Source organism: Streptosporangium oxazolinicum (assembly GCF_039537505.1).
In the GTDB taxonomy this organism is placed as follows: Bacteria; Actinomycetota; Actinomycetes; order Streptosporangiales; family Streptosporangiaceae; genus Streptosporangium; species Streptosporangium oxazolinicum.
This window is the reverse complement of record NZ_BAABAQ010000013.1, coordinates 204828-230983: the sequence shown is the minus strand read 5'-3', so window position 1 is coordinate 230983 and position 26156 is coordinate 204828. Positions and strand designations below refer to the sequence as shown.

Sequence of the window (26156 nt, the reverse complement as noted above, 5' to 3'; positions counted from 1 at the left end):
CACTCCCACCGGAAGACAACGGAGGAGATCGCCATGACCCAGCCCCAGACCCACCCGCTCTGGCCGCGCCCCGACGCGGAGCGCTACCGCCGCGCCGGCCACTGGAGCGGCCGGACGTTCGGCGCGCACCTTCGTGACTGGGCCGCTCGGCACCCGCGGCGAACCGCGCTCGTCGACGGCGAGCGCCGCTGGACCTACGCCGACCTCGACGCCGAAGCCGACCGGCTCGCGCGCGGACTGCGACACCTGGGCCTGCGCAAGGGCGACCGCGTCGTGGTGCAGCTGCCCAACCGCGCGGAGTTCGTCCAGCTCTGGTTCGCCCTCCAGCGCCTCGGCGCGGTGCCCGTCCACGCCATGCCGGGCCACCGCCGCGCCGAGATCGGCCACCTGATTCGCATCTCGGGCGCGGTGGCCTGCGTCATCCCCGACCGGCACGCCCGCTTCGACCACCGCGGGCTGCTGCGCCACATCCTCACCGACCAAACGGGAAGCGGCCCACTGCGCCACGTGATAGTGCTCGGCGACCCCGGCGCGCACCGGGACTTCACCCGTTTCGAGGACCTGAGGGCCGACGCCGCACCCTTACCCCTCGAAAGTGGCCAGGAGGATCCCGACGCCGCCGACCTGGCCCTGCTGCTGCACTCCGGCGGCACCACCGGCCTGCCCAAACTCATCCCGCGCACCCACGACGACTACGCCTACAACGCCCGTGCCGCCGCCGAGATCTGCGGGCTCGACGAGCATTCGGTCTATCTCGCGGTTTTGCCGATCGCCTTCAACTTCACCTTCGCCTGCCCCGGCGTACTGGGCACCCTGGCCGCGGGCGGCACCGTCGTCGTCTCACCCGATCCGAGCCCGCAGACCGCCTTCACGCTGATCGAGCGCGAGCGCGTGAGCATCACCTCGCTCAGCCCGCCCCTGGTCCCGCACTGGATGGACGAAGGAGCCCGCCGCGCGGCAGACCTCGACAGCCTCACCGTGCTCCAGGTCGGGGGTGCGCGGCTCGCCGACGACGTCGCCCGCAGGCTCGGCCCCGCCCTGGAGGTGACGCTCCAGCAGGTCTTCGGCATGGCCGAGGGACTGATCTGTCTCACCCGTCTGGACGACCCCGAAGATCTCATCTGCACCTCCCAGGGGCGCCCGATCTCCCCGGACGACGAAGTCCTCATCGTCGGCCCCGACGGCCGGCCCGTCGCCGACGGTCTGCCCGGCGAACTACTCACCCGGGGCCCCTACACCCCGCGCGGCTACTACCGCGCCCCAGAACACAACCGCGTCGCCTTCACCCCCGACGGCTTCTACCGCAGCGGGGACCTGGTACGCCGCCTTCCCTCGGGCCACCTGGTCGTCGTCGGACGGATCAAGGACCAGATCAACCGAGGCGGTGAGAAGATCGCGGCACCGGAGGTGGAGGAGCACCTGCTCACCCACCCGCTCATCACGCAGGCGGCACTGGTGGGCGTTCCCGACGAGACGTGGGGCGAGCGGTCGGTGGCGTTCCTGGTCTGCGCCGGGCCGGCCCCGGGGACACGGGAGCTGGCCCTCTTCCTCCAGGAACGAGGACTGGCGCGCTACAAGGCACCCGACCAGGTGGTGGGAATCACGGCCATGCCGCTGACCCCGGTCGGAAAGATCGACAAGAAGCTCCTGGCCGGAACACTCGCACCCACATGACAGGGCCGTGAGGGGAAGCCCCTGTCCCCTCACGCGCCTACACCGGGTCGCGCGCCGGGCCCGTGGGGGAGCGGCCGACCAACTCCCGTGTCACCGGGTGCCGCGGCCAGGTCAGCACCCGGCCCGCTGGACCCGACTCGACCACCCGCCCGCCGTCCAGGACGACAACCTGATCCGCGTACCGCGCCACCTCGGTCAGATCGTGGGTCACCAGCAATACCGTCAGCCCCAGGCTCCGGCGCAGCGCGGTCAGCGACTCCAGGACGCCGGCCCCGATCTCCGGGTCCAGCGCCGAGGTGATCTCATCACAGACCAGCACCCGTGGCGCGCCGGCCAGGGCTCGCGCCAGGTTGACCCGCTGGCGCTCACCCCCGGACAACTCCCCTGGCCGGCGTGACAGCATCACCGGTGCCAGGCCGACCAGCCCGAGTATCCGCCTGGCTTCGACGGCAGCCTCATCAGCCGACATTCCCCGCAAACCGGTCAGCGGTCGGGTCAGCGCGGTGCGCACCGACTCGCGCGGATTGAGTGCCCCCCGGGAGTCCTGAGCCACCAGCTGCACCGCACGAGCGCGCCCCGAGCCGCCCGGCGGCCCGCCGGAGCCGTCCCTCCAACCGGCCGTGCCCCGCACCACGCGGTGCAGGCCCACCAGACAGCGGGCGAGGGTGGTCTTACCCGAACCGGACGGCCCCACCACGGCCATGCACGTACCGGCGGGAACGGTCAGCGAAACCCCGTGCAGGACGACGCCTCGGCCGTGCGCGGCCGACAGGTCGCACACCCGCAGCTCACCCCGGCTCCCGGCGTCGGCCGTCCGGGCGACGCCGCCATCCCCGCGACCGGCGGGCGCGGTGGCGTGCGCCTTGGGCAGCACCGCCCGCGGCGAACCTGAGGCGATGACCCGCCCGTCCCGCAGCCGGATCACCTCGTCCGCCAACGCGGCGACCCAGTCCGGGTCATGACTGACCAGCACCGCCGCGCGGTCGCCGTCTCGCATCAGTGCGGTCAGCAGCTCACGCATCTGGTGGGCCAGCACGGTGTCCAGGCTGCCCGTCGGCTCGTCCAGGACCAGCAGCCGCGGGCCACCGGCCAGGGCGGCGGCGAGGGCCACCCGCTGCGCCTGCCCCCCGGAGACCTGATGGGGACGACGCCGCAGGAACGCCCTGTCAGCCGGCAGCCGCACCGACTCCAGCAGCGACCGGACCTGCCCGGCGACGTCGGAGCGTCCGGAAGAGCGCAGCCGTACCGCCTCGGCGACCTGGGTACCGATCCGCAGCGCGGGGTTGAGGCAGGCCGCCGGATCCTGCCCCAGGTACGCCACCACCCGGCCCCGCAACCGGCGGGCCGCCGCCCGGTCGAACGGATCGAGACCGGCCACCTCCACCGTGCCGGAGCGCCGCTCCAGACCGGGACGCACGTGGCCGAGCAGGCTCAGCGCCAGACTGCTCTTGCCGGAGCCGGACCGTCCGACCACCCCCAGCACCCGCCCGGAGCCGAGGGCCAGCGTCGCCTCCCGCAGCACGGGAGGACCGCCACCGACCGGCCCCAGCGTCAGCCCCGTGACGCGGAGCAGCTCCTCGGTGGCGTTCACCGCCGCTGCCCGCAGACCGCGTCGGCGAACCAGTCGGCCAGCAGCCCGACGCAGACCGACAGCAGCACGATCAGCACGGTGGGCGCCACAAAAGGCGCGACCGTCAAGGAGGCGCCGGGTATGTTCTCGTTGATCATGCGTCCCCAGTTCGGGGCCGGCGCGCCGCGGCCGAGACCGAGGAAACCGGCGGTAGCGGTGAGATGGATGGAGGCGACCAGCCGCAGGGCCGCGTCCGCCAGTGCCGGTCCGGCGATGTTGGGCAGGACGTCGTGGCCCAGCACGGCCCACCTGCTGTCACCACGGGCATAGGCGGCCTCGGCGTAGCCGGTGACGACGACCCGCCGGGTGGCCGCGCGCAGCACACGCACCGAGAACGGAGCGGTGGCCAGGGCGACGGCGGCCACGACCGCCAGATCACTACCGGGAAAACCGGCCGCCAGCACGAGAACGAGCAGCAACGCGGGAAACACCGCCACAGCGTCCACGAACCGCAGCACGAGATCACCGACGCGGCGGGGCGCGAGCCCCGCCAGCACGCCCGCGACCATCCCCGCGGCCCCGGCGACCAGCGTCGCGCCAACCCCGGTGAGGACGATCACCTGTCCGCCGCACAGCACCCGGCTCAGCACGTCCCGGCCCAGAACATCGGTCCCCAGCCGATGGGTGCCGTCCGGCACCTGAAAAGGCAGCCCCAGCCGTTCGGTCGGGCTGTAGGGGGCGAGCAGCGGCCCGCACACCCCGACCGCGACCACGACCAACATCCCGGCCCCGGCCAGTAACGGCAGCCATCGGCGGCGCGGCCGTACGGGAGAGCCACCCGCCCGAAACCGCAACCGCCCCTCCCGCGCCAGGACTCCCGTCATCGCCGATCCCCGCCCACCGGATCGAGCAGCCGCCCGCAGATGTCGCCCAGCAGCAGGATCAGCAGCATCACCGCGGCCAGAACCGTGGCGATGCCCTGCACCATCGGGACATCCCTGGCCGCGACGGCCTGCTGGAGCTCACGGCCGATCCCGGGATAGTCGAAGACGCTCTCCACGACCACGGCCCCGCCGACCAGCACACCGGTGATGAGCGTGAGGGCCTGCACGGCCGGACCGGCGGCGTTGGGCAGCACATGACGCAGCGCCAGGCGCGGGCCACGCACCCCGTTGAGCCGGGCCGTCTCCACATACGGGGAAGCCGCCACGTCCGCCACCGAGACGCGAATCAGCCGGGTGGCCGTGGCCAGGGCGACCGCGGTGAGGGTGAGCACCGGCAGCACCAGGCCTGCCGGAGCCTGCAGCGGGGTGCCGCCCAACGGCACCAGGGAGACCCTCGGCAGCAGCTCCAGCCACACCGACAGCACGGCGATCAGCAGCGCCGCCGACACGAACTCCGGTATCCCCGCCGCCCCCTGGGCGGCAAAGGAGACCAGACGGTCGGTGATGCCGCCCGCCCGCAGCCCGGCCGACAGGCCGAGCAGCACCGCGAGCGGAACGGTGAGGGCGAGGGTCAGGCCCGCCAGCAGCAGGCTGTTGGGAAGCCGGGCCCCCACCACCTCCACGACCGGCCGGCGCCCGACGAATCCGGTGCCCAGATCACCGCGGACCGCGCCGAGCGCCCACCGCGCATACCGTTCGGCCACCGGCCGGTCCAGGCCGAGGGCGGCCCGGACCCGGGCACGTTCCACCGAAGAGGCGTCGATGCCCGCCACCGCGCTGACCGCGTCTCCCGGCAGCACGGCGGTGGCGGCGAACACCACGCCGGACAGCAGGACGAGCGACACGCCCGCGCCGACGACCCGGCGGCCGACGAAAACCGCCCAGCTCACGTCAGAGCCGCCCGGGAAAAACCGGGGAACTGCTCGAAAAGGTCGTCCTGGATGCCGGTGACCCCCTTCGCCTGAGCGTTGAGGTAGGGCTTGAACACCGGCAGCACCGTGTTGCCGTCCGCCCACTGCTTCCTCTGCGCCTCGCCCCCGATCCTCCTGGCCTTCGCGGGGTCGCTGTGGGCGCGGGAGGCGGAGACGAGCGCGTCGACGTCGGGGCGCTTCCAGCCGAACGCCGACGGCGCGCCACCGGCCATGCCGATCTGGTAGGTCGACAGCGCCGGGACCGGCACCTGGTACGAGGCGGCCAGCGGCAGCCGCGTGTAGGCGGCGAAGTCGGCGAAGAGCTGACCGGCGGGCAGCTCCTTGAGCGAGGCCCTCACCCCGATCCTCTTCAGGTCCTCGACGTACAGCGTCGCCACCTCCACCATGCCCGAGGTCTCCGGCCCCGTGCTCAGCACGACCTCCATCCCCTCGGCGCCCGCGGCCTTGAGCAGGGAACGGGCCTTGTCAGGGTCGTACGCCCGCTGCCCGAGCCCTTCGACGTAGTCGGGAAAACCCATCGAGGGCAGGTCGTTGCCCACGGTGGCGTTGCCGTGGAACACCGTCTTGACCATGGCCTCACGGTCGGCGGCGAGCTTGAACGCCTCACGCACCCGTTCGTCGTCGAACGGCTTGACGTTCATGTTCATCCGGAACGACAAACCAACCAGGTAAGGGCTCTGGGAGGGGACGAGGTCGAACCTCTCATCGGCCGACAGCGTGCGAGCGGTGACGGGGGAGAGGTCGTGCACGAAGTCGACCTCGCCGCTGCTCAGCGCACCGGCACGGGCGTCGGAGTCGGCGATCGAGCGCAACTCCAGACCGGCGAGGCGGGGCCCCTGCCCCAGGGCGGCGCCGTAGTAGTCGTCGTTGCGGGTGAAGGCGGCTCCCTGCCCGGCGGTGAACTCGGTGAGCGTGAACGGCCCGCACGTCGCCATGCCGACGGAGAATCGCTTCGTCCCGTCCTTGACGACGAGGAAGTTGCCCTGGCACAGGATCAGGCGGCCGTCGGCGATCGGACGAACGGTCGGCAGGATCACCGTGAGGTCGCCGTCCGCCTTCGCGCGGGCGAGGTCGAAGTTGAGCGAGGCCATCCGATACACCGGCAGCCTGCTGCCCGCCGCGAGAATCGCCAGGGAATGCAGGACATCGGCCGAGGTCAGCGCGGAACCGTCGGTGAAACGGACACCGCGGCGAAGACGCAGGGTGTACGTGGACAGATCCTCGGACACGTCGATGCCTTCCAGGACCCCGTAGCGAACGCCGTCCTCGGCGGCGGGGTCGAGATTGCCCAGGCTGGCGTGCCAGGCGCGGGCCCGTACCAGGTCCATCGGGGTGGGGCCGTTGAAGAAGTCGAGGGTCTCGGACGCGCCGCCACCGACGAAGGCCGCCCGGAGCGTGCCCCCGCTCCGGGGTGTCCCGGAAGCCGCGGCGGCCTTCGGGGAGGCGGTGGAGCCGTCAGCGGAGCACGCGGTGATCAAACTGGGCCCGGCGGCCAGCGCCACGGCGCCCAGAGCTCCCTGGCGCAGGAAGCGGCGGCGATCCAAAGGACGGGACATGGTTCTCCTTGAGGTGAAGGCAGGCGGCTCGCGAGACAGGTGGCCGACCTGCGGGCGGCACCGGCCGGATCGCGGAGCACGGGGAAAGCGAGGGAGGGGAAGGGGGGGAAGGGGGGAAGGGGAAACGGTGCGGGAAGTCGTGAGACAGCCGCCGGATCTGTCTGCTCAGTGGGCGGCGCCCTCGTCGAGGGTGACGGCACCGGATGGGCACTGACGTGCCGCTTGTCGTACGGCGGCACGCAGAAAGGGCGGGGGAGTCGCGGTGAGAAGGACCACCAGCCCGTCGGCCCCCTGATCGAAGACCTCGGCAGCGGCGAGCACGCACTGTCCGGCGCCGACGCAGAGGTCCGTGTTCACACTCACCTCTGTGTCAGAACCCTCGGAACCGGTCTTGAGAGGTTCCGGCTCGATTGCCACGATCCCTTCCCTTCCTTGGGTGAAGCTGTCGTTGCCCTCGACGGCGGCGAACAGGACGGGCGACAGGGTTCGCCCCTCGACCAGAGCGCGGGCGAGATCGGCGTCCGCCACAGACTAATGGAAATGATAACCATATTTATAGGCGGGGGTCCGATCCGCTACGGCGATCGAGGCTCGCGGCACGGCCCGGCGCTCGGACACAGGCCCGGAGGCAGCCCGGACCGGCAGGCGTACAGCGACGGACCGCCGGGCCGGGATCGCCGGTCACGCCCGGTGCCCGAGCCGCCGTCACCGCCTCGGCACTTCTTTGAGCGGCGGCCCGTCAACCGTCTGGTGGCTCACCGGCATCGTCGTGCGCCGATGGCCGCAACGTCGCCGCGCGCCCGGCTCAGAGGCCCAGCCACCACGCTCGCACCCCGGACCACGGCAGTGGTGGGGACTGATTCCACCGGGCCGGGTGATCCTCGGCCTGTTGGCGCCGCCGGCCTGCCCGCGGGGACCTGGCCTGGGGCGCATCCCGGCAAGGAACGCCGGGCTGTAGCGGGCACCGCGCGTCACCGTTGATGTCCGAACTGGAAACCGTGTGCTCTACCGCGAGGGCGAGGACAGGCGGGCCACCCCTTCCTGCTCGTCGGGATCGGTGTCGTCGGCCGAGGAGGTGGCGGCAGCGCCGTCGCGTTGAGGGGGACTGCAGGTCGTGCGCCTCGACGACGTGGTCCAGGGCGGCGGTCTGGGCGGGGTTCATGCCTGTGGGGGCGGCTTCCGGGAAGACCCGGCCCGCGTCACGTAGCCCATGCCCATGCTCGTGTTGGCGTCCGGTGCCGTGCCCGCCCACGTGTTCGCGCCCGGCCATCGCCTCACTCCCCGATGTGGGTGATCGCCTGGGCGAACAGCATCCGCATATGGGAGTCGGCCAGTCGGTAGTACGCCAACCGCCCGGTACGGCGGACCTGCACCACGCGGTGGGCGCGCAGCAGCCGCAGCGCGCACGAAGTGGCCGACACACTCTGGCCGGTGACCGCCGCCAGATCGCGCACGCACATCTCCCCGGCGTGCAGCAGAGCGGCCGTCAGCCGCAGCCTTCCTGGATCGGCCAGCAGCGCGAAGACCTGCGCGAGCTCCTGCACCACCTGCTCGGCCGGCAGCGCCCGACGGACGCTCTGCAGCCGTTCGGCGCCCGCCACCGAACAGGAGGCGTCGGGACAGGTGGTCGTCCTCGGCGGGGAGCAGCCGGTCGGGTCCGCGGAGGCATAGACCGTGATCTGGGAAGGCATGGCGCTTACCTCTTTTCCTTGTCTTTTCCTCGTCGGGGTAAGGGCTGCTGGTCGCAATGGATGTGTGTTCAGCTGCTCACATGTTTAAGCTTTTAGTAATCAGGAAATTACCCTTCGTGAGCATCGCAGGTCAAGTGCCCTCAGCTTGACCGGATCGCCGACTCCGCGCCGGTGAACAGATGCCGATCGAAGGGAAATACCGCGATGATCCCCAAACGAACCACCGCCCTGACCGCCCTGACCGCGTGCGCCACCGCGGGCGGGCTCCTGTGGACCGCCCCGCCCATCCAGGCGGCCGGCACTCCCGCCCTGGCCTGCACCTACCAGGTCACCAACGTGCCCTCGGGCACCGTGCTGACGCTCCGCTCCCACGCCGGCGAGAGCTTCGGCTCGGTCGGCACGCTACGCGAGAGCAAGACGCCGGTCACCGGCGCCTGCGCAAGCGTCAACGGCTGGGTGCAGGTCAAGACAGCCACCGGCGTCACCGGCTGGGTCGCGTCCGGCAACCTGCGTAAACTCACCTCCCCTCCCGCCGCGACCGGACCGTCGGCGCCGGCCTGCGCCTACCGGGTCGCCCATGTGCGGCGCGTCAGCTTCCTCAACGTCCGCTCCGGCGCGGGGCTGCGCTTTCGTCCCGTCGCCAAGGTGCGGGTGGCCGACGGCCGGGTCGCCGGCACCTGCAAGGCGACCAGAGGCTGGATCAAGGTGAGAGCCGCAGGCGGCAAGCGCGGCTGGGCCTCGGCCGACTACCTGCGCAAGGTCACCAAGTAGCGACCGCTCACGACTAAAACCTTCCTCCCCGGCGACGCTCCTCGGCCGGGGAGGGGACCTTTCGACAGCGCGGTAGGCCGCGGATCCCGCGGGGAGAGCTGCCGGTGATCGTGTCGCTGACGGTTCTCGCCGTGGCTGAGGTCACCCGCGCTACCACCACTGCGGCGGTGAGGTGTCCGGTGCCCAGCGCACTCTCCCCCCCGGGGACCAAAGCGCCGGGGCCGGAGAAACCCCCGTACCGCGTCCGGCCACGCGCTGGGGCTCAACCGGCGTCGAACTCGACGCGACGTCCGTTTCACCAAGGACCACACCCGGTGCTGATGCACGACGCCACGGTGGATTGAACACCACCGGCAGCGACCGTGTCGCAGCCATGACCCTCATCCGGTTTCGTATCCTCGGCCGCGCCGGCCGGTAAGTATGCCTTCGTCGCGGTGCGCCACGACCGGTTGACCCGCGCCCGGGTCCGCGCCTGCCGCGACGCGGGCGCGGCCGTCCACCCCCTGGATTCCTCAACCGTGACGCCGGCGGCGCCTGGCCAGCCACGGAGTCAGGCATTCTCACCGACCAGAGCGCCGATTACCCGGCCGGCCTCGAAGGACATGCGGTCGTCGGGCCGCTCACCCTTACCCGGCACAACGCGGCCAGGCCAGGAGCGAGGAGCCGACCTCGGTGCGTGCCGCACGGCCAGGCACCTTGTCCCCACAGCCCGAGACCGCGACGGTCGGACACCACCGGCTCCCGACCTCGCCGGTCCCGCTCACGCTTCGAAAACCATGGTGAAAGGTCACGTGAAAGGCCATGCACGATGAGCACGGGCACGCACCCGCCTCCCGCAACGAGATCGACCACACCCCGACCTCCCCGCTTGGCCCCGGCCTTTCCGCCGGCACGGGCCGGCTGAGCCCCGCCGCCGTACGCAACCAGGTGTTCACCGTGGTCCGGCTGCGCGAAGGCTATGACCTGGCCGAGGTGGACACCTTCCTCGCCCATGTCGAGACCACCCTCACCATGCTCGTGCAGGAAAACGCGGAGCTCCACGTCCGGGCGACCGCCGCCGAGCGCGCCGCCAGGCAGGCGGGATCCGCGGAGGAGCGCGTGACGCGGATCATGGCGATGGCCCAGGAGGGTGCCGATCGGACGCTGGCCGCCGCCGAACAGCAGGCCGAGGTGATCGTGGCGAAGGCCCGTGACCGTGCCGCCGTCCTGCGGCAGGAGGTCCACGCCTCCTGCGGCCAGGAGCTGGAACGCCGGACCGAGGAATTCAACGCTTTCGCGGCCGACTACGGTGACCGGCTCAGGCGCGGCCTGCAAGCGCAGGTCGACCAGCTGCAGAGACTGCTCGGTGAACTCACCGATTTCAGCGAGCTGGGACTGGTATCACCGCCCTCACCCGTGGCCGCCGGCCGGCAACCGGCATCACGGCGGGCACCCGCGGCCACTGGCCGGCAACCGGCATCGTCACCGGGCGGCGACATACCGGTGAGCACGTCCGCAAGCGATCTCACCCCCGAGGAACGCTGAACGCCCCATCAGCCGGTTCGAAACTTTTCCGCGATCCAATCCCGACAGGAGGTGGTGAGACATGTTGATGGCCGAAAGGACACCGGCGCTGGGACCGGCGCTGGAGGGAGCCGCTCCCGGCGCCGGCGCGTGGGCGGCGGTGCTGTTGGTATCGCTGTCCACGCTCGCCGGGGCGTGGCTGGCCCGGCGGAACTCCGCGAAGGTGACGGTGTGGCTGACGATCGCCTCCGCGATGATGCTGATCACTGCCCTGGTCGACCTATTGCCCGACGCCTGGCGAGACGCCGGCGAAACGGGAGTCCCTCTGTGGGCGGTCGGGCTGGCCATCGTGTTCGGCTTCCTGGTGATCACCTATTTCACCCGCAAAGGCTGCGGGCACGGACACGGGCACGCAGGCTCCAGGCCGACCGGCGGCAGGCACGCGCCCGGCCTGCACCGCCGGGTCAAGGAGGCCGTCGACGCCGCCCTGTTCGGCGGCATGGGCACCGCGGCCGCCCTCACCCTGCACCGAGCGATCGAGGGCGCGACGCTGGCACTGACCGCCTCCGCCGTGGTCGTCATCGCCCTCATGGTTCACTCGGCCGGCGAAGGACTGGCGCTGGCCGCCCTGCTGGACATGGCCCGCCAGCGCCTGGCTCCATGGCTGGTGGTCTCCTGCCTCAGCCCGGCCACCGGCATCCTGATCGCCACCCTCGCCCCGCTGCCCGGCTGGCTCGTGCCGCTCCTGCTCGGCATGGTCACCGGTGTGCTGCTGCGCACCGCGATCGTCGGCCTCAGACTCGCCGCCGCCGACCAGGAGGGCGGCCGCCTGTCCAGACGCCATCTGACCATCGCCGCAGGCGTCGCCGTCACCGGAGGCGCCCTCCTGATCGCCACACATGGCGTCCTGGGCGAAGACCACCCGCAGACTGGGCACCGACCCCACGTCACCGGCCAGGCGGCACTCGGCCCACCCACCCCCACGCCTTCTGCCCGGCCGCCGACCCCACGGGCACCGGCTCCGCTGACCCAGGCACAATTACGCGAAGCGGTGATCACCGGGCGGATGACCTTGAGCGAGGTGCTGGTCCGCACCGACGACGTCGTCAAGAACGCCTGGGTCGGATGGATCCTGTCCCTCCTGCCCGGCCACAGCCCCGCCGAGGTCACCAGCCTCCTGGGGGCAGGCGGGATCGAAGCCAGCCGCCACATCGGTGACCTGACCGAGCAGCAACGCCGCTACCTGCTCGACGCCGTCACCAAGTAACCGCCACCCCCGGCCTCGGCGAAGACCACGCCGCCGAAGCCTTCACCCAGAGCGCCTTTCGTGATCCGTCCTGTGATCGCGCCGCCCGTCGTAGAGCTGGGAGCACGCCATCGGCACATCGTCCTGCGGGCGTCTCCTGGTGAACACGCGAACCTTCACAGGTGTCTGCGTCAGATGCGGGGCGGGGAGCCGGGCCGTTGTTTCGCTGTTGACGAAGCCGGTGTTCAGATCGCCTCGGTGAGATCTTCCGCGCCGATCAGGGCGGTCAGCAGGGTGCGGCCGGTCGCGGTCAGGTGGTACATCACCAGCTTGCCGTCACGGCGGGCGCCGGCTAGGGAGGGCTGGCGTACGGCCGGCGACGGGCCCGCCGAGCTGGCGGTGGAATGGACGGGCGACGGCTACGAGGCGGCCTACGACGGCACCGTCCACCGGTTCGCCACCCTGCCCGACCTCGCGGACGCGCCGCGGCCGGCCGGTGTGGCTCGGCCTGGTCAACCACCCCGACGCCGCCGAGGACATCGCCGCCTGGATCCGGGCCGGCGGCCCCGGCCTCGCCCCGATACCCGACATCCTCACCCTGCACGTCTTCACCCCACCCGGCCTGGGCACAGCGAGGAAGGACCCTCGTATCCCGGCACTTCCCATACGGCCACGGCGCTCCAGCCAGGTGGAGGCCGGGCAGCCCGAGCCCGGCGCGCGCTCAAGGATCCAACCGGGCGGAATCAGCGGTACGTAGTCGCACGTCAAAGGGCGGAGCTCGGCGTCAATCTGGTGACGGCGCTCAGCCCGGCTGAGCGGGCAGAGGGTCGGCCAGCGCGATCGACCCGCGAGGAGGACCGGAACGACCGGTGTCACAACCCGGAGTGACGCCGGAAATCCGGTTGTGCACCCGGGGGTGGCGGGCCGAGGGTGGGGGAGTGGTGACGGGACGTGACACCGGGGCGATCACGTGGCGGCGGGTGCGGGAACGAGGATCTACCGTTGCTGGGGACGTGGCCGGCGGAGCCGTACGTGGCGCGGTGGTGGAATCACCCGGCATCGCCGGAGGCCGTGGCGCGAAGCTTCGGGCGGTCGATGCGGGGCGAGGAGCCGTCGGAGGACCTGCTGATGATGCTGGCGGGGCGGGCGTTCGGGCTCGTGCAGCGCAGCCGGTACGCCGACTATCCCGAGGAGCTCGCCCACGTGCCGGCGGTGCCCGCGGGGGCGATGAGCGTCGACTACCTCATCGGGGAGCCGGATCTCGTGGGCAGGGAACTCGGGCCGCGGATGATCGGCGAGGTCGTCGCGAGCACCTGGGCGGAGTTCCCCGAGGCGACGTGCGTGTTGGTGCCGGTGCACGCCGGCAACCGGGCCTCGTGGCGGGCGCTGGAGAAGGCCGGGTTCGTGCGGGTGGCCGAAGGGGAGCTCGAACCGGCCAATCCGATCGACGACCGGAGGCACCGCGTGTACCGGATCGACCGGCCCGCTCAGTAGACGTCGCGGACATAGCACTTGCCTGCGGACGTAGGCCCACGAGGATCGGTACCGGAATTAGCGGTAGCGGGTGGGTATCGGCGTCGGTTCGATGACGGTCGGCGTGGCAAGGGATTGCTCAGCGGTGCTGACCGCCTGGTGTCGTTCGGTGTGATTCCGCAAGGGCAGCGACGCTTCTCGCATGCGGGCCCGGGCGTTCTTGAACTCGGCGAGCCGGGCATCGATGACGACACAGGGGAGAGGCCACCTGGGCACCGATTTCGTGGACGCTAGCACCGCTATTGAGCAGCCAACGAAAGACACCCGATGAAGCAGGAAAAATGGGACAAATCGCCCAACCGAGTGGACTGCTCGAGATAACCGTGATCACGGAGCGGGACAGCTGAGACGTGAGACCCCATTACATCTCGAAGCTTTCACGGAGTGAGCCACCTGCGACGGGACAGTCCTGCGCGATATGCACCGATTGAACCTCGCTACTTTTTGATCATCTTGGACGATCCAATGGCTCATGGATCTTGTTCAACGGAACGATCAAGAGGAATCGATTGGCCCGGGCGGAAGAGGAGACCGGCCGGGCCTGACGCGAACGTATGAGCGGTTTACGGATGCTGTGGTGCCGCTCACAGGAGGCGCCGGGGCCGGCCCGGAAACCGGGTCATCCGGCGGGGAGGAGCACCTTCGGGAAGCGGTCGATGTTGACCTCGACCCAGTCGCGCAACTGGGCGAGCGGTTCGCAGGCGTCGTGTCCCAACGGGGTGAGGGAGTATTCGACGTGCAGCGGCACAGCCGGGTAGATCGTGCGGTCGATCAGGCCGTGCTCCTCCAGGCGCCGCAGTGTGTGGGTGAGGACTTTCGGGCTGATCCCCTGGAGCCGGGCGCGGATTTCGCCGAAGCGACGCGGCCCCTCCTCCAGGGCGCCGAGGGCCAGGGCGCTCCACTTGTTGGCGAGCAGGTCGAGCATGTCGCGGCAGGGGCAGGCGGCGGCGTAGACGTCTCGCGGGCCGCAGGCCTCGGTGGGGGCGTGGGTCATACCGGAAGTATAGTTCCCGATGGGAACTAGGTGCCCTTGACGGTAACTACGATCGCACCGATACCGTCGGCCCCATGACCGAGTTGATGCGTGCGGTGGGATACCGCGCAAACCTGCCAATCAGTGATCCCGAGAGCCTGATCGACGTGAAGGTGCCGGTCCCGGTGCCCGGCCCGAACGACCTGCTGGTGCGGGTGGAGGCGGTCTCGGTGAACCCGGCCGACGCGAAGGTGCGGGCCGGGAACGACCCCCGTGGCGAGCTGAAGATCCTCGGGTACGACGCGGCCGGAGTGGTGACCGCCGTCGGCGACCGGGTCACCCGGTTCGCGGTCGGCGACGAGGTCTACTACGCCGGCTCGATCGGCCGCCCGGGCAGCAACGCCGAATTCCACGCCGTCAACGAGCACGTCGTCGGCCACAAGCCGGCGACCCTCACCTTCGCCGAGGCGGCCGCGCTGCCACTGACCACCATCACCGCCTGGGAAACGCTCTTCGACAGGTTCCGCCTCAGCAGCGACAGCACCGGCACGCTGCTCGTGCTCGGCGCTGCGGGAGGCGTCGGCTCGATGCTGGTCCAGCTCGCCCGTACCCTCACCAAGCTGACGGTCGTCGGCACCGCATCACGACCGGAATCCCGGCAGTGGGTGACCGACCTCGGCGCCCACCACGTCGTGGACCACAAAGAGCTGGTCGCCCCGGACACTGTGGACTATCTCGTCAGTCCCTTCACTGCCGGGAACATCGAGCGGTACGCCGAGGTGGTGCGTCCCGGCGGCCACATCGTCGCCATCGACGAGCCGCCAGGACTAGAGTTGTTGCCACTCAAAGCGAAGAGCATCGGCTGGCACTGGGAGTTCATGTTCACCCGGCCGCTCTTCCTCCCCACCGACCCGGCACAGCACGAACTGCTGGAGGCGACGGCGCGGCTGGTCAACGAGGGGCGACTGCGCACCACCCTCACCACCCAACTCGGCCCGATCACCGCGCAGACCCTGCGCCAGGCGCACGAGCTTGTCGAGGGGTCCGCGACGATAGGTAAGATCGTCGTGGCCGGGTTCTGACCCGAAGCGTGGCCCGCTGTCGGCGTCGTAGGCGCTTCGCCGTAGGACGCACGGCGTCGGCGGCCCGAGTGTTGGCCTTGGCCACGCGTTCCATCCGTACCCATCAGCCAAGGCCCTCGTGTCGTTGCCCAGGCAAGCGTCAGGCGCCGTCCGGCGGCAGGCGACCCCGCCCTTGTCTTCCGCCGGAGATGCGGCGGAACGGGCGGACGGGGTCGCCGCCCCCACCAACCCGCCGCCCGGGTGGGTCCGGCTGGTGGGAGGGGCGGCGGTCGCGGCGGCCGACTGGCTCGCCTTGACAGTGGCGCACCTGCTGTTCAGCGGCACTGGTGGATCTGGGCCGGCGTCGACGTGCTACCACCCCTCGTGTCTGTGGTCGTACGGTGTCGTTGGCCCCCTGCGGCGCGTTCTCCCGCCGCACCCGGCGCTCGGTCGGGTTGCTCACCGCCGCGATGCTGCACGTGAGAGTTGCCAGCGTTGTTGCGTGGGCCGGCACCATCCCCGACATCCCGCGCACCGCGCCTCCCAACGATGTGCTCGGCACCAACGTCAGGTGATGAGCAGTCGGCGCGACGGTGGCGGGGGAGCACGCGCGAGGAGCTGAGCACGCGGCGTCGCGAGGCTCGTCATGAGTCGAGGCTCGCCATGAGTAGGGTGCTCAACAGCCAATCCAACATCCGGTTACAGCACTGGGCATTTCCCCAGGATGTGAACGCTTCGTCCGGGCTTCGGTTCACCGTGCTCGGTCCGGTCCGCGCGACGCGAAGCGACGTCGTGTTGGACCTCGGTCCGCCACAACAGCGCACCGTCCTCGCGCTGCTCCTGGTTCGCGCCGGCCGGGCGGCCCCGATCAGCGAGTTCGTCGAGGCGCTGTGGGGCGACGCCCCCCCGCAGAGCGCGAGGAACCTCCTGCACCGCTGTGTCGGTACGTTGCGACGACTCTTCGAACCCGACCTGCCGGCGCGAGCGCCTGGGCGGTGGTTGACCCCGGACGGTGGCGGCTACCGGCTGACCGTCGACAGTACGAACCTCGACCTGGCCCGGTTCCGCGAGCTGACCCGGCAGGCACGGCGTACGCTGCCCGCCGACCAGGGGAGCGCTGCCTCGTTGTTCGGGGAGGCTCTCGACCTATGGCGGGGCGACTGCGGAACCGGCGTCGAATGGCTGGGGACCAGCCCGCCGCCCTTCGGCACCATCGACCGGGAGCGGACGGCGGTCGCGATCGAGGCGGCCGAAGCGGCGCTGTCCGGGGCCAATCGCAGATCATCCTGCCGATGGTCCAGGCGGCGGCCGCGGACCGGCTCAACGAGGCCCTCCAGGCACAACAGACCTGCGGCTGCGGCGGCTCGCCCCACTGGACCCTCAGACGGCCCTGCGACGACTCCGTTCGGCCACCGACGTCCGTGAGGACGGCTCCGTCTCCGGCCAGGGCTGGACCGGCCGGAGGTTCACGTTCTCGCTGAAGGACGAGGGTGAGCCCGGCCTCAAGGAAGCCGTGGACGGGCCGGGGGAGATCACGGGAGCCGTGAACGTGGACGACCAGGGACGGGTCCGGCGCCTGGAAGTCGTCTTCGACGACAACGGCCAGCGAAACGTCCTGGACTTTGAGGACTTCGGCACCCCGATGACGGTCACGGCCCCGCCCGCCGACCAGGTGGAGCAGCTGCCGACCGGCGACCCGAAGAAGCACAAGGTGGACCAAATACCGTCGGGCACGCCGGACCGCAAGCCCACCGACAAGCCGACCGTCGAGAACCCCTGACTCGCCGCCCGTCGGCCGCGTGCCCGGGCCGGAGCGATTGGGTCGATTGGAATACCACCGGCCTTGACCGGCGGGAGGTGGTCGCCCTGTGGGCGGTATTCGTCCACCACAACGTCGACAAGGCGAAATGGTGGTGGGAGCAAGCCGGGGTTCACCCGTTGCAGATCCACCGGCTCAAGGAGTTCACCGACCGCGGCTTCGCCGAGCGGGACCTCGGTGTGGTCATCGATGGCGGAAAGACCGTTCTGGAGCATCTTCTCGCCGGGCAGAACGTCAAATGGTGCGTTGATTCCCTGGTGTGGCACAACCGCTCCCAGAGGCTGTAAGAGGAGGGGAGGCGCCCGGCCGCCCGCCGCGATCACCTGCGGCGGGCGGCCGCGTCCCGGTCCTCCTGCTAGTGGGCTGGCACTTCGAGCAGAACACCCGCGCACTGACACTCTCGTGTCGCTTGGCAATCTGCTCGCCGAGCTGCGCAAGCAGATGGCGGTGCTTGAGCCCGCACCGTCATTCACCCTTGACTATGAGCATTGGACGCGGCATATTCATACCTCAAGATGACCATTCCGAATGCTGCCGACGCCGACGTGAACGCGTTGAACCGCATCTTCCTCGCGCTGGCCGATCCGACCAGACGCGCGATTCTCCAGCGACTGGGCGAGGGCGAAGCGCGGGTGACGACGCTGGCCGAACCGTTCTCGATCTCGCTCAACTCGGTGTCGAAACACCTGCAGGCGCTCGAGGGTGCCGGCCTCGTGATCCGGCGTCGCTCGGGTCGCGAGCATCTGCTGTCACTGAGCCCCGAAGCGCTCGACCGTGCCGCCGAGTGGATCGCGCACACCCAGAGCTTCTGGAGCAGCGGCATGGAGGCGATGGACGCCCTCCTCAGCGTCCGGAACACCGACGAAAAGGAACAAGTAGCTCATGACCAAACGAACTGACGACCTCATCACAGCGAGCGTCACGCATCGTTTCGCAGCGTCGCCGGAGGCGGTGTTCGACGCCTGGCTCGATCCCAAGCTCGTCGGGCAGTGGATGGCGGCCGCCCTCGCCGAGTCGTCGCCGGGCACCGAGCTGACGAGCGTAACGATCGACGCGCGCGTGGGCGGCACCTTCACCTTCATCGACAGCCGCGACGAGGACCAAAACGGCCCGACCGGCACCTACCTGCAGATCGACCGTCCTCGCCGCCTGGTGTTCACCTGGCTGCCGGAAGAGGGCGAGCATTCGGTGGTCACGATCGACATCGAGCCGGCCGACGACGGGTGCGTGCTCACCCTGGTGCATGAGATGGACAGCAGGTGGGTCGATTTCGTCGACCGTACCGCTGAGGCCTGGGCGCGTATGACCCGCCAGATCGGCGCGACTCTATAGGCTCCTGCGACGTCAGCCCTGTCGTCCCGGAGGCCCCCTACGACGCCGGTCTTCTACAAGCAGGACGACGAGGCCGTCCAGCAGATGCAGAGCCATATGGCCGACACCCCGCCCTCGCATCCGTCCATCGCCCTGTTCAAGGAGGGGGAGTTCGTGCACTACATCGCGCGCTTCCAGATGGAGGGCCAGGACGTCGAGACCGTCGCCGCCGATCTGCGGACGCTCATCGACGCGCACTGCGAGTGATCGCCGCCTCCCGCACGACATCACGGACTCTGCACCCCGAGATGCCGGGTCCGTGACCCGGCACCAGCCGCTGGGACGGCGCGGTTCAGTAGCGCTGACCTGCCCATATTCGTCCGCCAAAGAGAATATTCACCCTGATGCCACAGGGGAGAGGTCTCCCGGGTGCCGATTTTGTGGACGATGACAGCCGCTGCCACCAGTTAATGAGACAAACCGCCCGACGAGCGAGCCGCTCGAGAAGATCATGATCGCCTAGCAGGTCAAGCGAGAGGCGAGGTTCAACTCGGACCAAGTGGGACACCGAGCAGGTCAATGTAGATCATTTGAGATGATCATGACCACAAGGCGACTTAGCGATCATGATCACACGAATCGGCTGAGTGGCTTCTATGCAAAGCGGTCTTCGCTGCACAGATTAAGCAAGATGCGCCCAGGGTCACACGGGGTGCTTGAAGCAAAACGAACAGGACGGACGAAGGGCAACGTACTTGTACTATTAACTGGATACCAGACAGAAGCTGAATTCTGTTTGGTTAAAGATTGCGCTCCACCAAGCCCCCGAAACAGCCTTAATCCATCTCGGTCCCGTCATCTGACCCGCGTCTCACGCAGTCGACCCAATCCGCGACTTCACCTCACCGAATCCGGCCCACAGACGTTCCCATGCGCGGCCCGCCACCCGGAAGCCGTCAAACCGAGCTGCGTTTTCGTTCCGCCGCGTACAGGAACGCCCGCCGTCAGTCGATCCGTTGACGGGCTCGCTGGATTTTCACGCTGAGACCGAACCTGGGCGTTCCGCTGACATGTCACGGCCCTAGACTTCAGCGCATGCCGCGCTTCGAGGTCGTTACGCATGTCGTCGCGCCGCCGGATCGGGTCTTTGACATCTCGCTGGACGTGGGCGTCCATACCGCGTCGATGGCGGGTTCGTCCGAGGAGGCGGTGGGTGGGGTGACCGCTGGTGGCCTGGTACTCGGGGAGAGTGTCACCTGGCGGGCGCGGCACTTCGGTATCCGCTGGCGGATGACGTCCAGGATCAGTGTTTACGATCGGCCGGGATATTTCGTCGACGAGCAGGTGTCGGGCCCGTTCAAGCGCTGGCATCACGCTCATCGTTTCCGATCCGACGGTCGGGGCGGCACGGTGATGAGCGACGTCATTGACTTCGCCGCGCCTTTTGGCTTTTTGGGGGCCATCGCGGAGATTCTGGTCCTTCGCCGCTACATGCCCATGTTGATCCGGGCTCGGAGCCGTTATGTCAAGCAGGTCGCCGAAACCGCTCCTGCGGCCGAGTGATGTCCGTGGCTTTGGAGCGTGGCGTGTGAGGTGATGTGAGCGTTTGGTGGTGGCCCCTCTCCCCCGGGTGTGAAGCGCCGTGTGTGTGAAGTGCTGTGTGTGAAGTGCTGTGCGTGACGCGCGTCGCCGGGTGCGGGGTGGCGGGACTTCTCGCGTAAGCCCTGCGGGGGCGGGTGTTCGTCTACCGTGGGGGGTGAGCATGATCGGTGGTATGCCGGGCGGGCCGCTCCCCCATGGTCGGCGGTGGCGGTGGTGTGGCGGGTGGGTTCGGGTGGTGGTGTTTCGGCGGGCGGGGTTGTGGCACGGGTGGCGGGTGAGGTGAGCGGCCGTTGACGACGGCCCGGATGTGGAAGGGGTGTCGCCGGGATCATGCGGCCAGCTGATGTGAATCGTCTCAGTGTGGGCGAGTCGGCCGATCGTTACGTGGAGCTGGTGCGGGCCAAGACCCTGACCGGTGGGCTGTCGATGTCGACGGCGGAGGTGTACGCGCGTGATGTGGCCACCTTCGTGGATCTGGCGGGTGAGGAGGTGGTGCTGGACGATCTGACCGGTGAGGACGTGGACGCCGTTCTGCTGGCTTTCGCCCGCAAACCCGACGGGCGGCGGCGTTCGCAGCCTGAGGAGCGAGCTGAGGAGCGGGCGGGGGCGTCGCAGTCGGCTTCCTCTCAGGCGCGGTTTCGGCGGTCGATCTCGGCGTTGTTCAAGCATGCGGTGCTGGCCGGGTGGGTGCAGGTCAATCCGATGGCGATGGCGACGGTGACGGCCAGGGAGCGTGGGGGGTTGCGGCCGGAGCGACGGGCGCTCACCCGTGAGCAGGCGCGGGGGTTGATCGGTGCGGCGCGTGAGCTGGGGGGCGGGCCGGAGGGTGGTGTGGCGGCCGGGGTGGAGCCTGTGCCTTCGGCGGGTGCGGGGCGGGTGCGCCGGCGTGATCAGCGTACCGAGTTGCGTGATGGGCTGATCGTGTTGATGTTGTCGACGATGGGGCCGCGGGTGTCGGAGCTGGTGCGGGCCAATGTGGAGGATTTCTACACCAACGACGGGGTGCGGTACTGGCGGATCTTCGGTAAGGGGGGGCGGACGCGGGATGTGCCGTTGCCCGGTGATGTCGCGTTGGTGTTGGAGGCTTATCTGCTGCACGGGCGGATGGTCTCCTCCGACAAGGCGTTGTTGTTGTCGTGGCGGGGGCGGCGTCTGGCGCGGGGGGATGTGCAGGCGGTGATCGATCGGGTGCAGCGGAGGGTGGATCCCGATCGTCGTCGTTCGGTGACGCCTCATGGGTTGCGGCACACCACGGCTACTCATCTGCTGGCCGACGCGGTGGACATGGACGCGGTGCGGCGGGTTCTGGGGCACAGTGATCTGGCGACGCTGGGGCGTTATCGCGATGAGCTGCCCGGGGAGTTGGAGGTGGCGATGCGGTCGCATCCGTTGTTGCGTGGTCCCGCGTCGGGCTGAGTGCCGGGCTGAGTGCCGGGCTGGGTGTCGCGCGGGGTTTCGGGTGGGGTGTTCGGTGGCGTACAGCGGCGTCGTTCAGGTCAGCAACTCCCCCACCAGTTGCCGCAGTGAACGGGCGAATCTGCCGGGGTCGTCTTCCTGGGTGAGGCGGCGCACCATGTCGGCGTCGAACATGCCCAGCAGGGCGTGGGCGACGAAGGTGGCGTCCAGGTCGGGGCGGGCTTGGCCGATCAGGGTTTCCAGGTGGGTGTGCCAGCGTAGGTAGGTGGGGTCGGCGTGGCGGTCGGTGGCGCAGGAGCGTTCGTGGGCGGTCAGCAGGGCGAGGTTGCCGGCGGCCAGTTGGGAGAGGGCGTCGAGGAAGGCGACGATGCGTTCGGCGGAGGGTGCGCCGGGTCCCAGGGGTGGGGGTCCTGATTGCAGTGCCTGGCGTAGTTGTGCGGCCCGTTCCTGGAGCAGGGCCTGCATCAGGCCGGTGCGATTGCCGAAGCGTCGGAAGACGGTGCCTTTGCCGACCTGGGCGTGTGCGGCGACCTGGTCGAGGGAGATGTGGGCGCCGTCGTGGAGGGTGAGGAGTTCTTCGGTGGCGCGCAGGATGGCCTGGCGGTTGCGGGCGGCGTCGGCGCGTTCGCTCACCGCTCTCCCCCTCTTGCTCTTTTGCTCTTTGCACAACCGGACTGTTGGTCCGTATATTAGCCCACACCTAACCGGACCATTAGTCCGTTTGGCTTGGTTTGCGGGGTTTCCCGTGGGCTGTCCTTCTCGGTCAGGAGCACCCCCTCATGCGCGCTCTCGTCGTCGACCCCTCTCTCCCCTGCGGGCTGCGTCTGGGTGAGGCCGCCGACCCCGAACCCGGCCCCGGTCAGGTCCTCGTCCAGGTGCGCCACGCCTCCCTCAACCCCGGCGAGCTGGGCATGCTCGCCCAGTTGCCCGCGGGTCACGTGGGGGGCTACGACGCCGCCGGGGTCGTCGTCCGGCCCGCCGCCGACGGCACCGGTCCCGCGGCGGGTACCCGCGTGCTGGCTTTTGGGCCCGGCGCGTGGGCCGAGCTCCTGGCGGTCTCCAGCGCCGACGTCGCCGCGCTGCCGCGCGGAGCGGCCCTGGCCGAGGCGGCGGCGCTGCCGATGGCGGGCATGACGGTCCTGCGTACCCTGCGCGCCGCCGGTTCGGTCCTGGGCCGGCGGGTGCTGGTCACCGGGGCGAGTGGCGCCGTGGGCCGCTACGGCCTGCAGCTGGCCGCCCGAGCCGGCGCCCACGTCGTCGCCTCGGTCCGTGACGGCGTTCACGCGCCCGCCCTGACCGCGCTCGGCGCCCACGAGGTCGTCGTCGGCCTGGCCGCTCTGCGGCAGGTGGGCGAGCCGGTCGATGTGGTGCTGGAGACCGTCGGCGGGCCGTACCTGGTGGCCGCCTGGGCGCTGCTGGCCCCCGGCGCCACCTTGCAGAGCATCGGCTGGGCCGGCGGTGAGCCGGCCGTCTTCCCTCCCGGTTCCACTTTCTTTCCCGGGGTGGCCCGTACGTTGAGTTCCTTCGGCGACGCCGCCGCCGTCGGGGCCGACCTGGGCCTGCTGGCCGGTCTGCTGGCGTCGGGCGCGTTGTCGGCGCAGGTCGGCTGGCGCGGGTCCTGGGAACGGGTCGAGGAGGCGGTGGGGATGGTGCGGGAGCGGAAGGTCACCGGCAAGGCCGTCATCGACATCGCCCCGGGCGCGGGAACCGGTTTGACCCTGCCGTAACGTGAGGGTGCAGGCTGGTGTGGTGAACGAGGGGATCACCATGAGGGACCCGGTGAACGCCGACAACACCGAGAGCGTGGATTACGCCGTCGGGCAGGTGGCGCGCGTCGCGGCGGTCAGCGTGCGCACGCTGCACCACTACGACGAGATCGGGCTGGTCTCGCCGGGGCGGCGCACCGCGGCGGGATATCGCCGCTACAGCGAGGCCGACCTGCAGCGCCTGCAGCACGTGCTGTTCTACCGCGAGCTCGGCTTCGCGCTGGAGGACATCACCGCCATCCTCGACGATCCCGCCACCGACACCCTGGCGCACCTGCGGCGCCAGCACGAACTCCTCACCCGACGCATCGACCGGTTGCGGTCGATGGCGGCCGCGGTCGAGCACGCCATGGAGGCGAACGTCTTGAACATCCCCCTGACCCCCCAGGAACGTTTCGAGGTCTTCGGCGATTTCGTTCCCGAAGACCACGACGAGGAGGCGCGCCGGCGCTGGGGGCACACCGGCACCTGGCGGCAGTCACGTGCCAAGATGGCCGCGATGACCAAGGCCGACTGGGCGCGCTTCACCGGCGAGGCCGCCCAGACGGTGCGCGACTTCACCGAGGCCTACCTCGCGGGGGTGCCGGCCACAGGTGAGCGGGCGATGGAGCTGGCCGAAGGCCACCGGGCGCATCTGACCCGCTGGTGTTACGACTGCTCCTACGACCTTCACCGCGGCCTGGGTGACATGTATGTCGCCGATGGGCGTTTCGCCGCCGGCTACGAGGCCTCGGCCGCCGGTCTGACCTCCTACATCCGCGACGCCATCCACGCCAACGCCGACCGCGCCGAGCACTCCGGCTGAACCTTCCCGCCCCGCTCCCCCGCGCCCCGGTAGTGGCGGAGCGGGGCGGGCGTTCAGCCGGCGGCCACGGTGACCTCCTCCTCGGGGGCGGTGGCCGCGTTGGTGGGGCGCTGGTCGAACTGGGTGCGATACAGCTGCGCGTAGCGGCCGCCCGCGGCCAGGAGCGCGGTGTGCGTGCCCCGTTCGGCGATCCGCCCGTCCTCGACCACCAGGATCAGGTCGGCGGCGCGGACCGTCGACAGCCGGTGGGCGATGACCAGCGCGGTCCGCCCGGTCAGTGCCTCGGCCAGTGCCTCCTGGACCGCGGCCTCGGAGGTGGAGTCCAGGTGCGCGGTGGCCTCGTCCAGCACCACCACCCGGGGGCGGGCCAGCAGCAGCCGGGCGATGGTCAGCCGCTGGCGTTCCCCGCCCGAGAGCCGGTAGCCGCGTTCGCCGACCACGGTGTCCAGCCCGTCGGGCAGCGCCGAGACCAGGTCGGCGAGCCGGGCCCGGCGCAGCACCTGCCACAGTTCCTCGGTGTCGGCCTCCGGGCGGGCCAGCAGCAGGTTGGCGCGGATCGAGTCGTGAAACAGATGCCCGTCCTGGGTGACCACGCCCAGCGTCTGGCGGATCGAGGCCGCCGACAGGTCGCGGACGTCCACCCCCGACAGCCGTACCGCGCCGTCGTCGACGTCGTACAGGCGTGCCAGCAGTTGCGCGATCGTCGACTTGCCCGCTCCTGAGGAGCCCACCAGTGCGATCATCTGCCCGGCGTCGGCGCGGAAGGACACCTCGTGCAGTACCGTCGTGCCGCCGCGGGTGTCGAGGGTGGCGACCTCCTCCAGGGAGGCCAGTGACACCTTCTCGGCCGAGGGGTAGGCGAAGCCGACGTGGTCGAACTCCACCGTCACCGGCCCGTCGGGGACCGGCCGGGCGTCGGGCCTGTCGGTGATCAGTGGCCGCAGGTCGAGGATCTCGAAGACCCGCTCGAAGCTGACCAGGGCGCTCATCACCTCCACCCGCGCCCCGGCCAGTGCCGTCAGTGGCGCGTACAGGCGGGTCAGCAGCAGCGCCAGTGCCACCAGGGCGCCCGGCTCCAGTCGCCCGCTCAGCGCGTAGAGGCCGCCGAGCCCGTAGACCAGGGCCAGGGCCAGTGCCGAGACCAGGGTGAGGGCGGTGACGAACACCGACTGCACCATCGCGGTGCGTACCCCGATGTCACGGACCCGCCGGGCCCGCTCCAGGAACTCGGCCGACTCCTGGGCAGGGCGGCCGAACAGTTTGACGAGGGTGGCGCCGGGTGCGGAGAAGCGTTCGGTCATCTGGGTGCTCATCGCCGCGTTGTGGTCGGCGGCCTCGCGTTCCATCCGGGCCAGCCGTCTGCCGACGCGGCGGGCGGGCAGGACGAACACCGGCAGCAGTACCAGCGCCAGCGCGGTCAGCTGCCAGGAGATGCCGACCATCACCACCAGGGTCAAGGTGAGGGTCACCAGGTTGCCCGCCACCCCTGAGAGGGTGTCGCTGAAGGCCCGCTGGGCGCCGATGACGTCGTTGTTCAACCGGCTGACCAGTGCGCCGGTGCGGGTGCGGGTGAAGAAGGCGATGGGCATGCGCTGCACGTGGTCGAAGACGGCGCCGCGTAGTTGCAGGATCAGCCCCTCGCCGATGCTCGCCGACATCCACCGGGTCACCAGGCCGAGGGCCGCCTCGGCCAGGGCGATCACCGCGATCAGGGCGGCCAGCCTGACCACGGTGGCGCCCGCGGCGCCGCCGACGATGGCGTCGACCACCTGCCCGGCCAGCACCGGGGTGGCCACCGCCAGCACCGCCGACACCACGCTCAGCAGCAGGAACCACACCAGTAGGGGGCGGTGCGGGCGGGCGAAGGCGGCGATGCGCCGCAGTGTGGCCGCCGAGAAGGGCCGCCGGTCGTCTTGGGCGTGCATCGCGCTGTACAGCGAATGCCAGGCCGCCATTTCCATGCTCATCACACGTCACCACGTT

General features: G+C 70.2%; 27 protein-coding genes. 18 read left to right on the top strand and 9 right to left on the bottom strand.

Annotation, left to right across the window (positions count from 1 at the left end; translation table 11 throughout):
• The first annotated feature begins 33 nt into the window (after nt 1-33).
• Nucleotides 34-1674: a (2,3-dihydroxybenzoyl)adenylate synthase gene (locus ABD817_RS30660; protein ID WP_344921724.1), complete on the top strand. Its 1641-nt coding sequence runs from the start codon at nt 34-36 to the stop codon at nt 1672-1674.
• A gap of 37 nt (nt 1675-1711) precedes the next feature.
• Here ABD817_RS30660 and ABD817_RS30655 read toward each other — a convergent pair whose 3' ends face one another.
• The 6 genes from ABD817_RS30655 to ABD817_RS30630 all read right to left on the bottom strand — a co-directional run bounded on the left by ABD817_RS30655 (nt 1712) and on the right by ABD817_RS30630 (nt 8367).
• Entirely contained in the window at nt 1712-3265 is a 1554-nt protein-coding gene (locus ABD817_RS30655) for an ABC transporter ATP-binding protein (RefSeq protein ID WP_344921722.1), read from the bottom strand.
• Nucleotides 3262-4128, bottom strand: a complete 867-nt coding sequence (locus ABD817_RS30650; RefSeq protein WP_344921721.1) for an ABC transporter permease — start codon at nt 4126-4128, stop codon at nt 3262-3264. Before ABD817_RS30650 ends, ABD817_RS30655 begins: the two co-directional genes overlap by 4 nt.
• Nucleotides 4125-5078, bottom strand: coding sequence for an ABC transporter permease (locus tag ABD817_RS30645; RefSeq protein WP_344921720.1), 954 nt, complete (start codon nt 5076-5078; stop codon nt 4125-4127). Before ABD817_RS30645 ends, ABD817_RS30650 begins: the two co-directional genes overlap by 4 nt.
• Entirely contained in the window at nt 5075-6676 is a 1602-nt protein-coding gene (locus ABD817_RS30640) for an ABC transporter substrate-binding protein (protein ID WP_344921718.1), read from the bottom strand. Before ABD817_RS30640 ends, ABD817_RS30645 begins: the two co-directional genes overlap by 4 nt.
• Before the next feature lie 165 nt (nt 6677-6841).
• Entirely contained in the window at nt 6842-7204 is a 363-nt protein-coding gene (locus ABD817_RS30635; protein ID WP_344921717.1) for a ferredoxin, read from the bottom strand.
• A 746-nt stretch (nt 7205-7950) separates the two neighbouring features.
• Nucleotides 7951-8367 carry an ArsR/SmtB family transcription factor gene (locus ABD817_RS30630; RefSeq protein WP_344921716.1) on the bottom strand — a complete coding sequence of 139 codons (417 nt, stop codon included), beginning with the start codon at nt 8365-8367 and terminating at the stop codon, nt 7951-7953.
• Between the two features lie 204 nt (nt 8368-8571).
• On the opposite strand from ABD817_RS30630, the gene ABD817_RS30625 reads away from it, so the two are divergent.
• The 5 genes from ABD817_RS30625 (at nt 8572) to ABD817_RS30605 (ending at nt 13381) form a co-directional block, all read left to right on the top strand.
• Complete coding sequence (locus ABD817_RS30625) at nt 8572-9138, top strand: SH3 domain-containing protein (RefSeq protein WP_344921715.1); 567 nt, start codon at nt 8572-8574, stop codon at nt 9136-9138.
• Between the two features lie 801 nt (nt 9139-9939).
• Entirely contained in the window at nt 9940-10662 is a 723-nt protein-coding gene (locus ABD817_RS30620) for a DivIVA domain-containing protein (protein ID WP_344921714.1), read from the top strand.
• A gap of 61 nt (nt 10663-10723) precedes the next feature.
• Nucleotides 10724-11908, top strand: a complete 1185-nt coding sequence (locus tag ABD817_RS30615; protein WP_344921713.1) for a hypothetical protein — start codon at nt 10724-10726, stop codon at nt 11906-11908.
• Between the two features lie 475 nt (nt 11909-12383).
• Nucleotides 12384-12644, top strand: coding sequence for a hypothetical protein (locus tag ABD817_RS30610; RefSeq protein ID WP_344921712.1), 261 nt, complete (start codon nt 12384-12386; stop codon nt 12642-12644).
• 245 nt (nt 12645-12889) lie between these two features.
• A complete protein-coding gene (locus tag ABD817_RS30605; RefSeq protein WP_344921711.1) occupies nt 12890-13381 on the top strand; it encodes a GNAT family N-acetyltransferase in 492 nt (163 codons plus the stop codon).
• A gap of 658 nt (nt 13382-14039) precedes the next feature.
• Here the strand turns inward: ABD817_RS30605 and ABD817_RS30600 are convergent.
• Nucleotides 14040-14414, bottom strand: a complete 375-nt coding sequence (locus ABD817_RS30600) for a winged helix-turn-helix transcriptional regulator (protein ID WP_344921710.1) — start codon at nt 14412-14414, stop codon at nt 14040-14042.
• A 74-nt stretch (nt 14415-14488) separates the two neighbouring features.
• On the opposite strand from ABD817_RS30600, the gene ABD817_RS30595 reads away from it, so the two are divergent.
• The 10 genes from ABD817_RS30595 (at nt 14489) to ABD817_RS30550 (ending at nt 21602) form a co-directional block, all read left to right on the top strand.
• Complete coding sequence (locus ABD817_RS30595; RefSeq protein ID WP_344921708.1) at nt 14489-15475, top strand: zinc-binding alcohol dehydrogenase family protein; 987 nt, start codon at nt 14489-14491, stop codon at nt 15473-15475.
• 380 nt (nt 15476-15855) lie between these two features.
• Nucleotides 15856-16029 (top strand): hypothetical protein, encoded by a 174-nt coding sequence (locus ABD817_RS30590; RefSeq protein WP_344921707.1) that lies wholly within the window; start codon nt 15856-15858, stop codon nt 16027-16029.
• Nucleotides 16030-16246: 217 nt separating this feature from the next.
• Entirely contained in the window at nt 16247-16879 is a 633-nt protein-coding gene (locus ABD817_RS30585) for an AfsR/SARP family transcriptional regulator (RefSeq protein ID WP_344921705.1), read from the top strand.
• A gap of 88 nt (nt 16880-16967) precedes the next feature.
• The gene (locus tag ABD817_RS30580; RefSeq protein ID WP_344921704.1) at nt 16968-17234 is read left to right on the top strand and encodes a hypothetical protein; all 267 of its coding nucleotides are present in this window, start codon (nt 16968-16970) and stop codon (nt 17232-17234) included.
• A gap of 77 nt (nt 17235-17311) precedes the next feature.
• Nucleotides 17312-17560, top strand: coding sequence for a hypothetical protein (locus ABD817_RS30575; protein ID WP_344921703.1), 249 nt, complete (start codon nt 17312-17314; stop codon nt 17558-17560).
• Between the two features lie 228 nt (nt 17561-17788).
• Nucleotides 17789-18172 carry an ArsR/SmtB family transcription factor gene (locus tag ABD817_RS30570; RefSeq protein WP_344921701.1) on the top strand — a complete coding sequence of 128 codons (384 nt, stop codon included), beginning with the start codon at nt 17789-17791 and terminating at the stop codon, nt 18170-18172.
• Nucleotides 18156-18605: an SRPBCC family protein gene (locus ABD817_RS30565; protein ID WP_344921700.1), complete on the top strand. Its 450-nt coding sequence runs from the start codon at nt 18156-18158 to the stop codon at nt 18603-18605. Before ABD817_RS30570 ends, ABD817_RS30565 begins: the two co-directional genes overlap by 17 nt.
• A gap of 18 nt (nt 18606-18623) precedes the next feature.
• Entirely contained in the window at nt 18624-18851 is a 228-nt protein-coding gene (locus tag ABD817_RS30560) for a BrxA/BrxB family bacilliredoxin (protein WP_344921835.1), read from the top strand.
• An 828-nt stretch (nt 18852-19679) separates the two neighbouring features.
• Entirely contained in the window at nt 19680-20147 is a 468-nt protein-coding gene (locus ABD817_RS30555; protein ID WP_344921699.1) for an SRPBCC family protein, read from the top strand.
• Nucleotides 20148-20516: 369 nt separating this feature from the next.
• Nucleotides 20517-21602, top strand: coding sequence for a tyrosine-type recombinase/integrase (locus tag ABD817_RS30550; RefSeq protein WP_425583425.1), 1086 nt, complete (start codon nt 20517-20519; stop codon nt 21600-21602).
• Between the two features lie 75 nt (nt 21603-21677).
• On the opposite strand, the gene ABD817_RS30545 is transcribed toward ABD817_RS30550, so the two are convergent.
• Nucleotides 21678-22235 (bottom strand): TetR/AcrR family transcriptional regulator, encoded by a 558-nt coding sequence (locus ABD817_RS30545; protein ID WP_344921697.1) that lies wholly within the window; start codon nt 22233-22235, stop codon nt 21678-21680.
• A 146-nt stretch (nt 22236-22381) separates the two neighbouring features.
• On the opposite strand from ABD817_RS30545, the gene ABD817_RS30540 reads away from it, so the two are divergent.
• Together ABD817_RS30540 and ABD817_RS30535 are read left to right on the top strand one after the other, a co-directional pair.
• Entirely contained in the window at nt 22382-23329 is a 948-nt protein-coding gene (locus ABD817_RS30540; protein ID WP_344921696.1) for a zinc-binding dehydrogenase, read from the top strand.
• 22 nt (nt 23330-23351) lie between these two features.
• Nucleotides 23352-24173, top strand: coding sequence for a MerR family transcriptional regulator (locus tag ABD817_RS30535; RefSeq protein ID WP_344921695.1), 822 nt, complete (start codon nt 23352-23354; stop codon nt 24171-24173).
• 53 nt (nt 24174-24226) lie between these two features.
• Here the strand turns inward: ABD817_RS30535 and ABD817_RS30530 are convergent, their stop codons facing one another.
• On the bottom strand, nt 24227-26140 hold the full coding sequence (locus ABD817_RS30530; protein ID WP_344921694.1) for an ABC transporter ATP-binding protein: 1914 nt from the start codon (nt 26138-26140) through the stop codon (nt 24227-24229).
• Nucleotides 26141-26156: the final 16 nt, after the last annotated feature.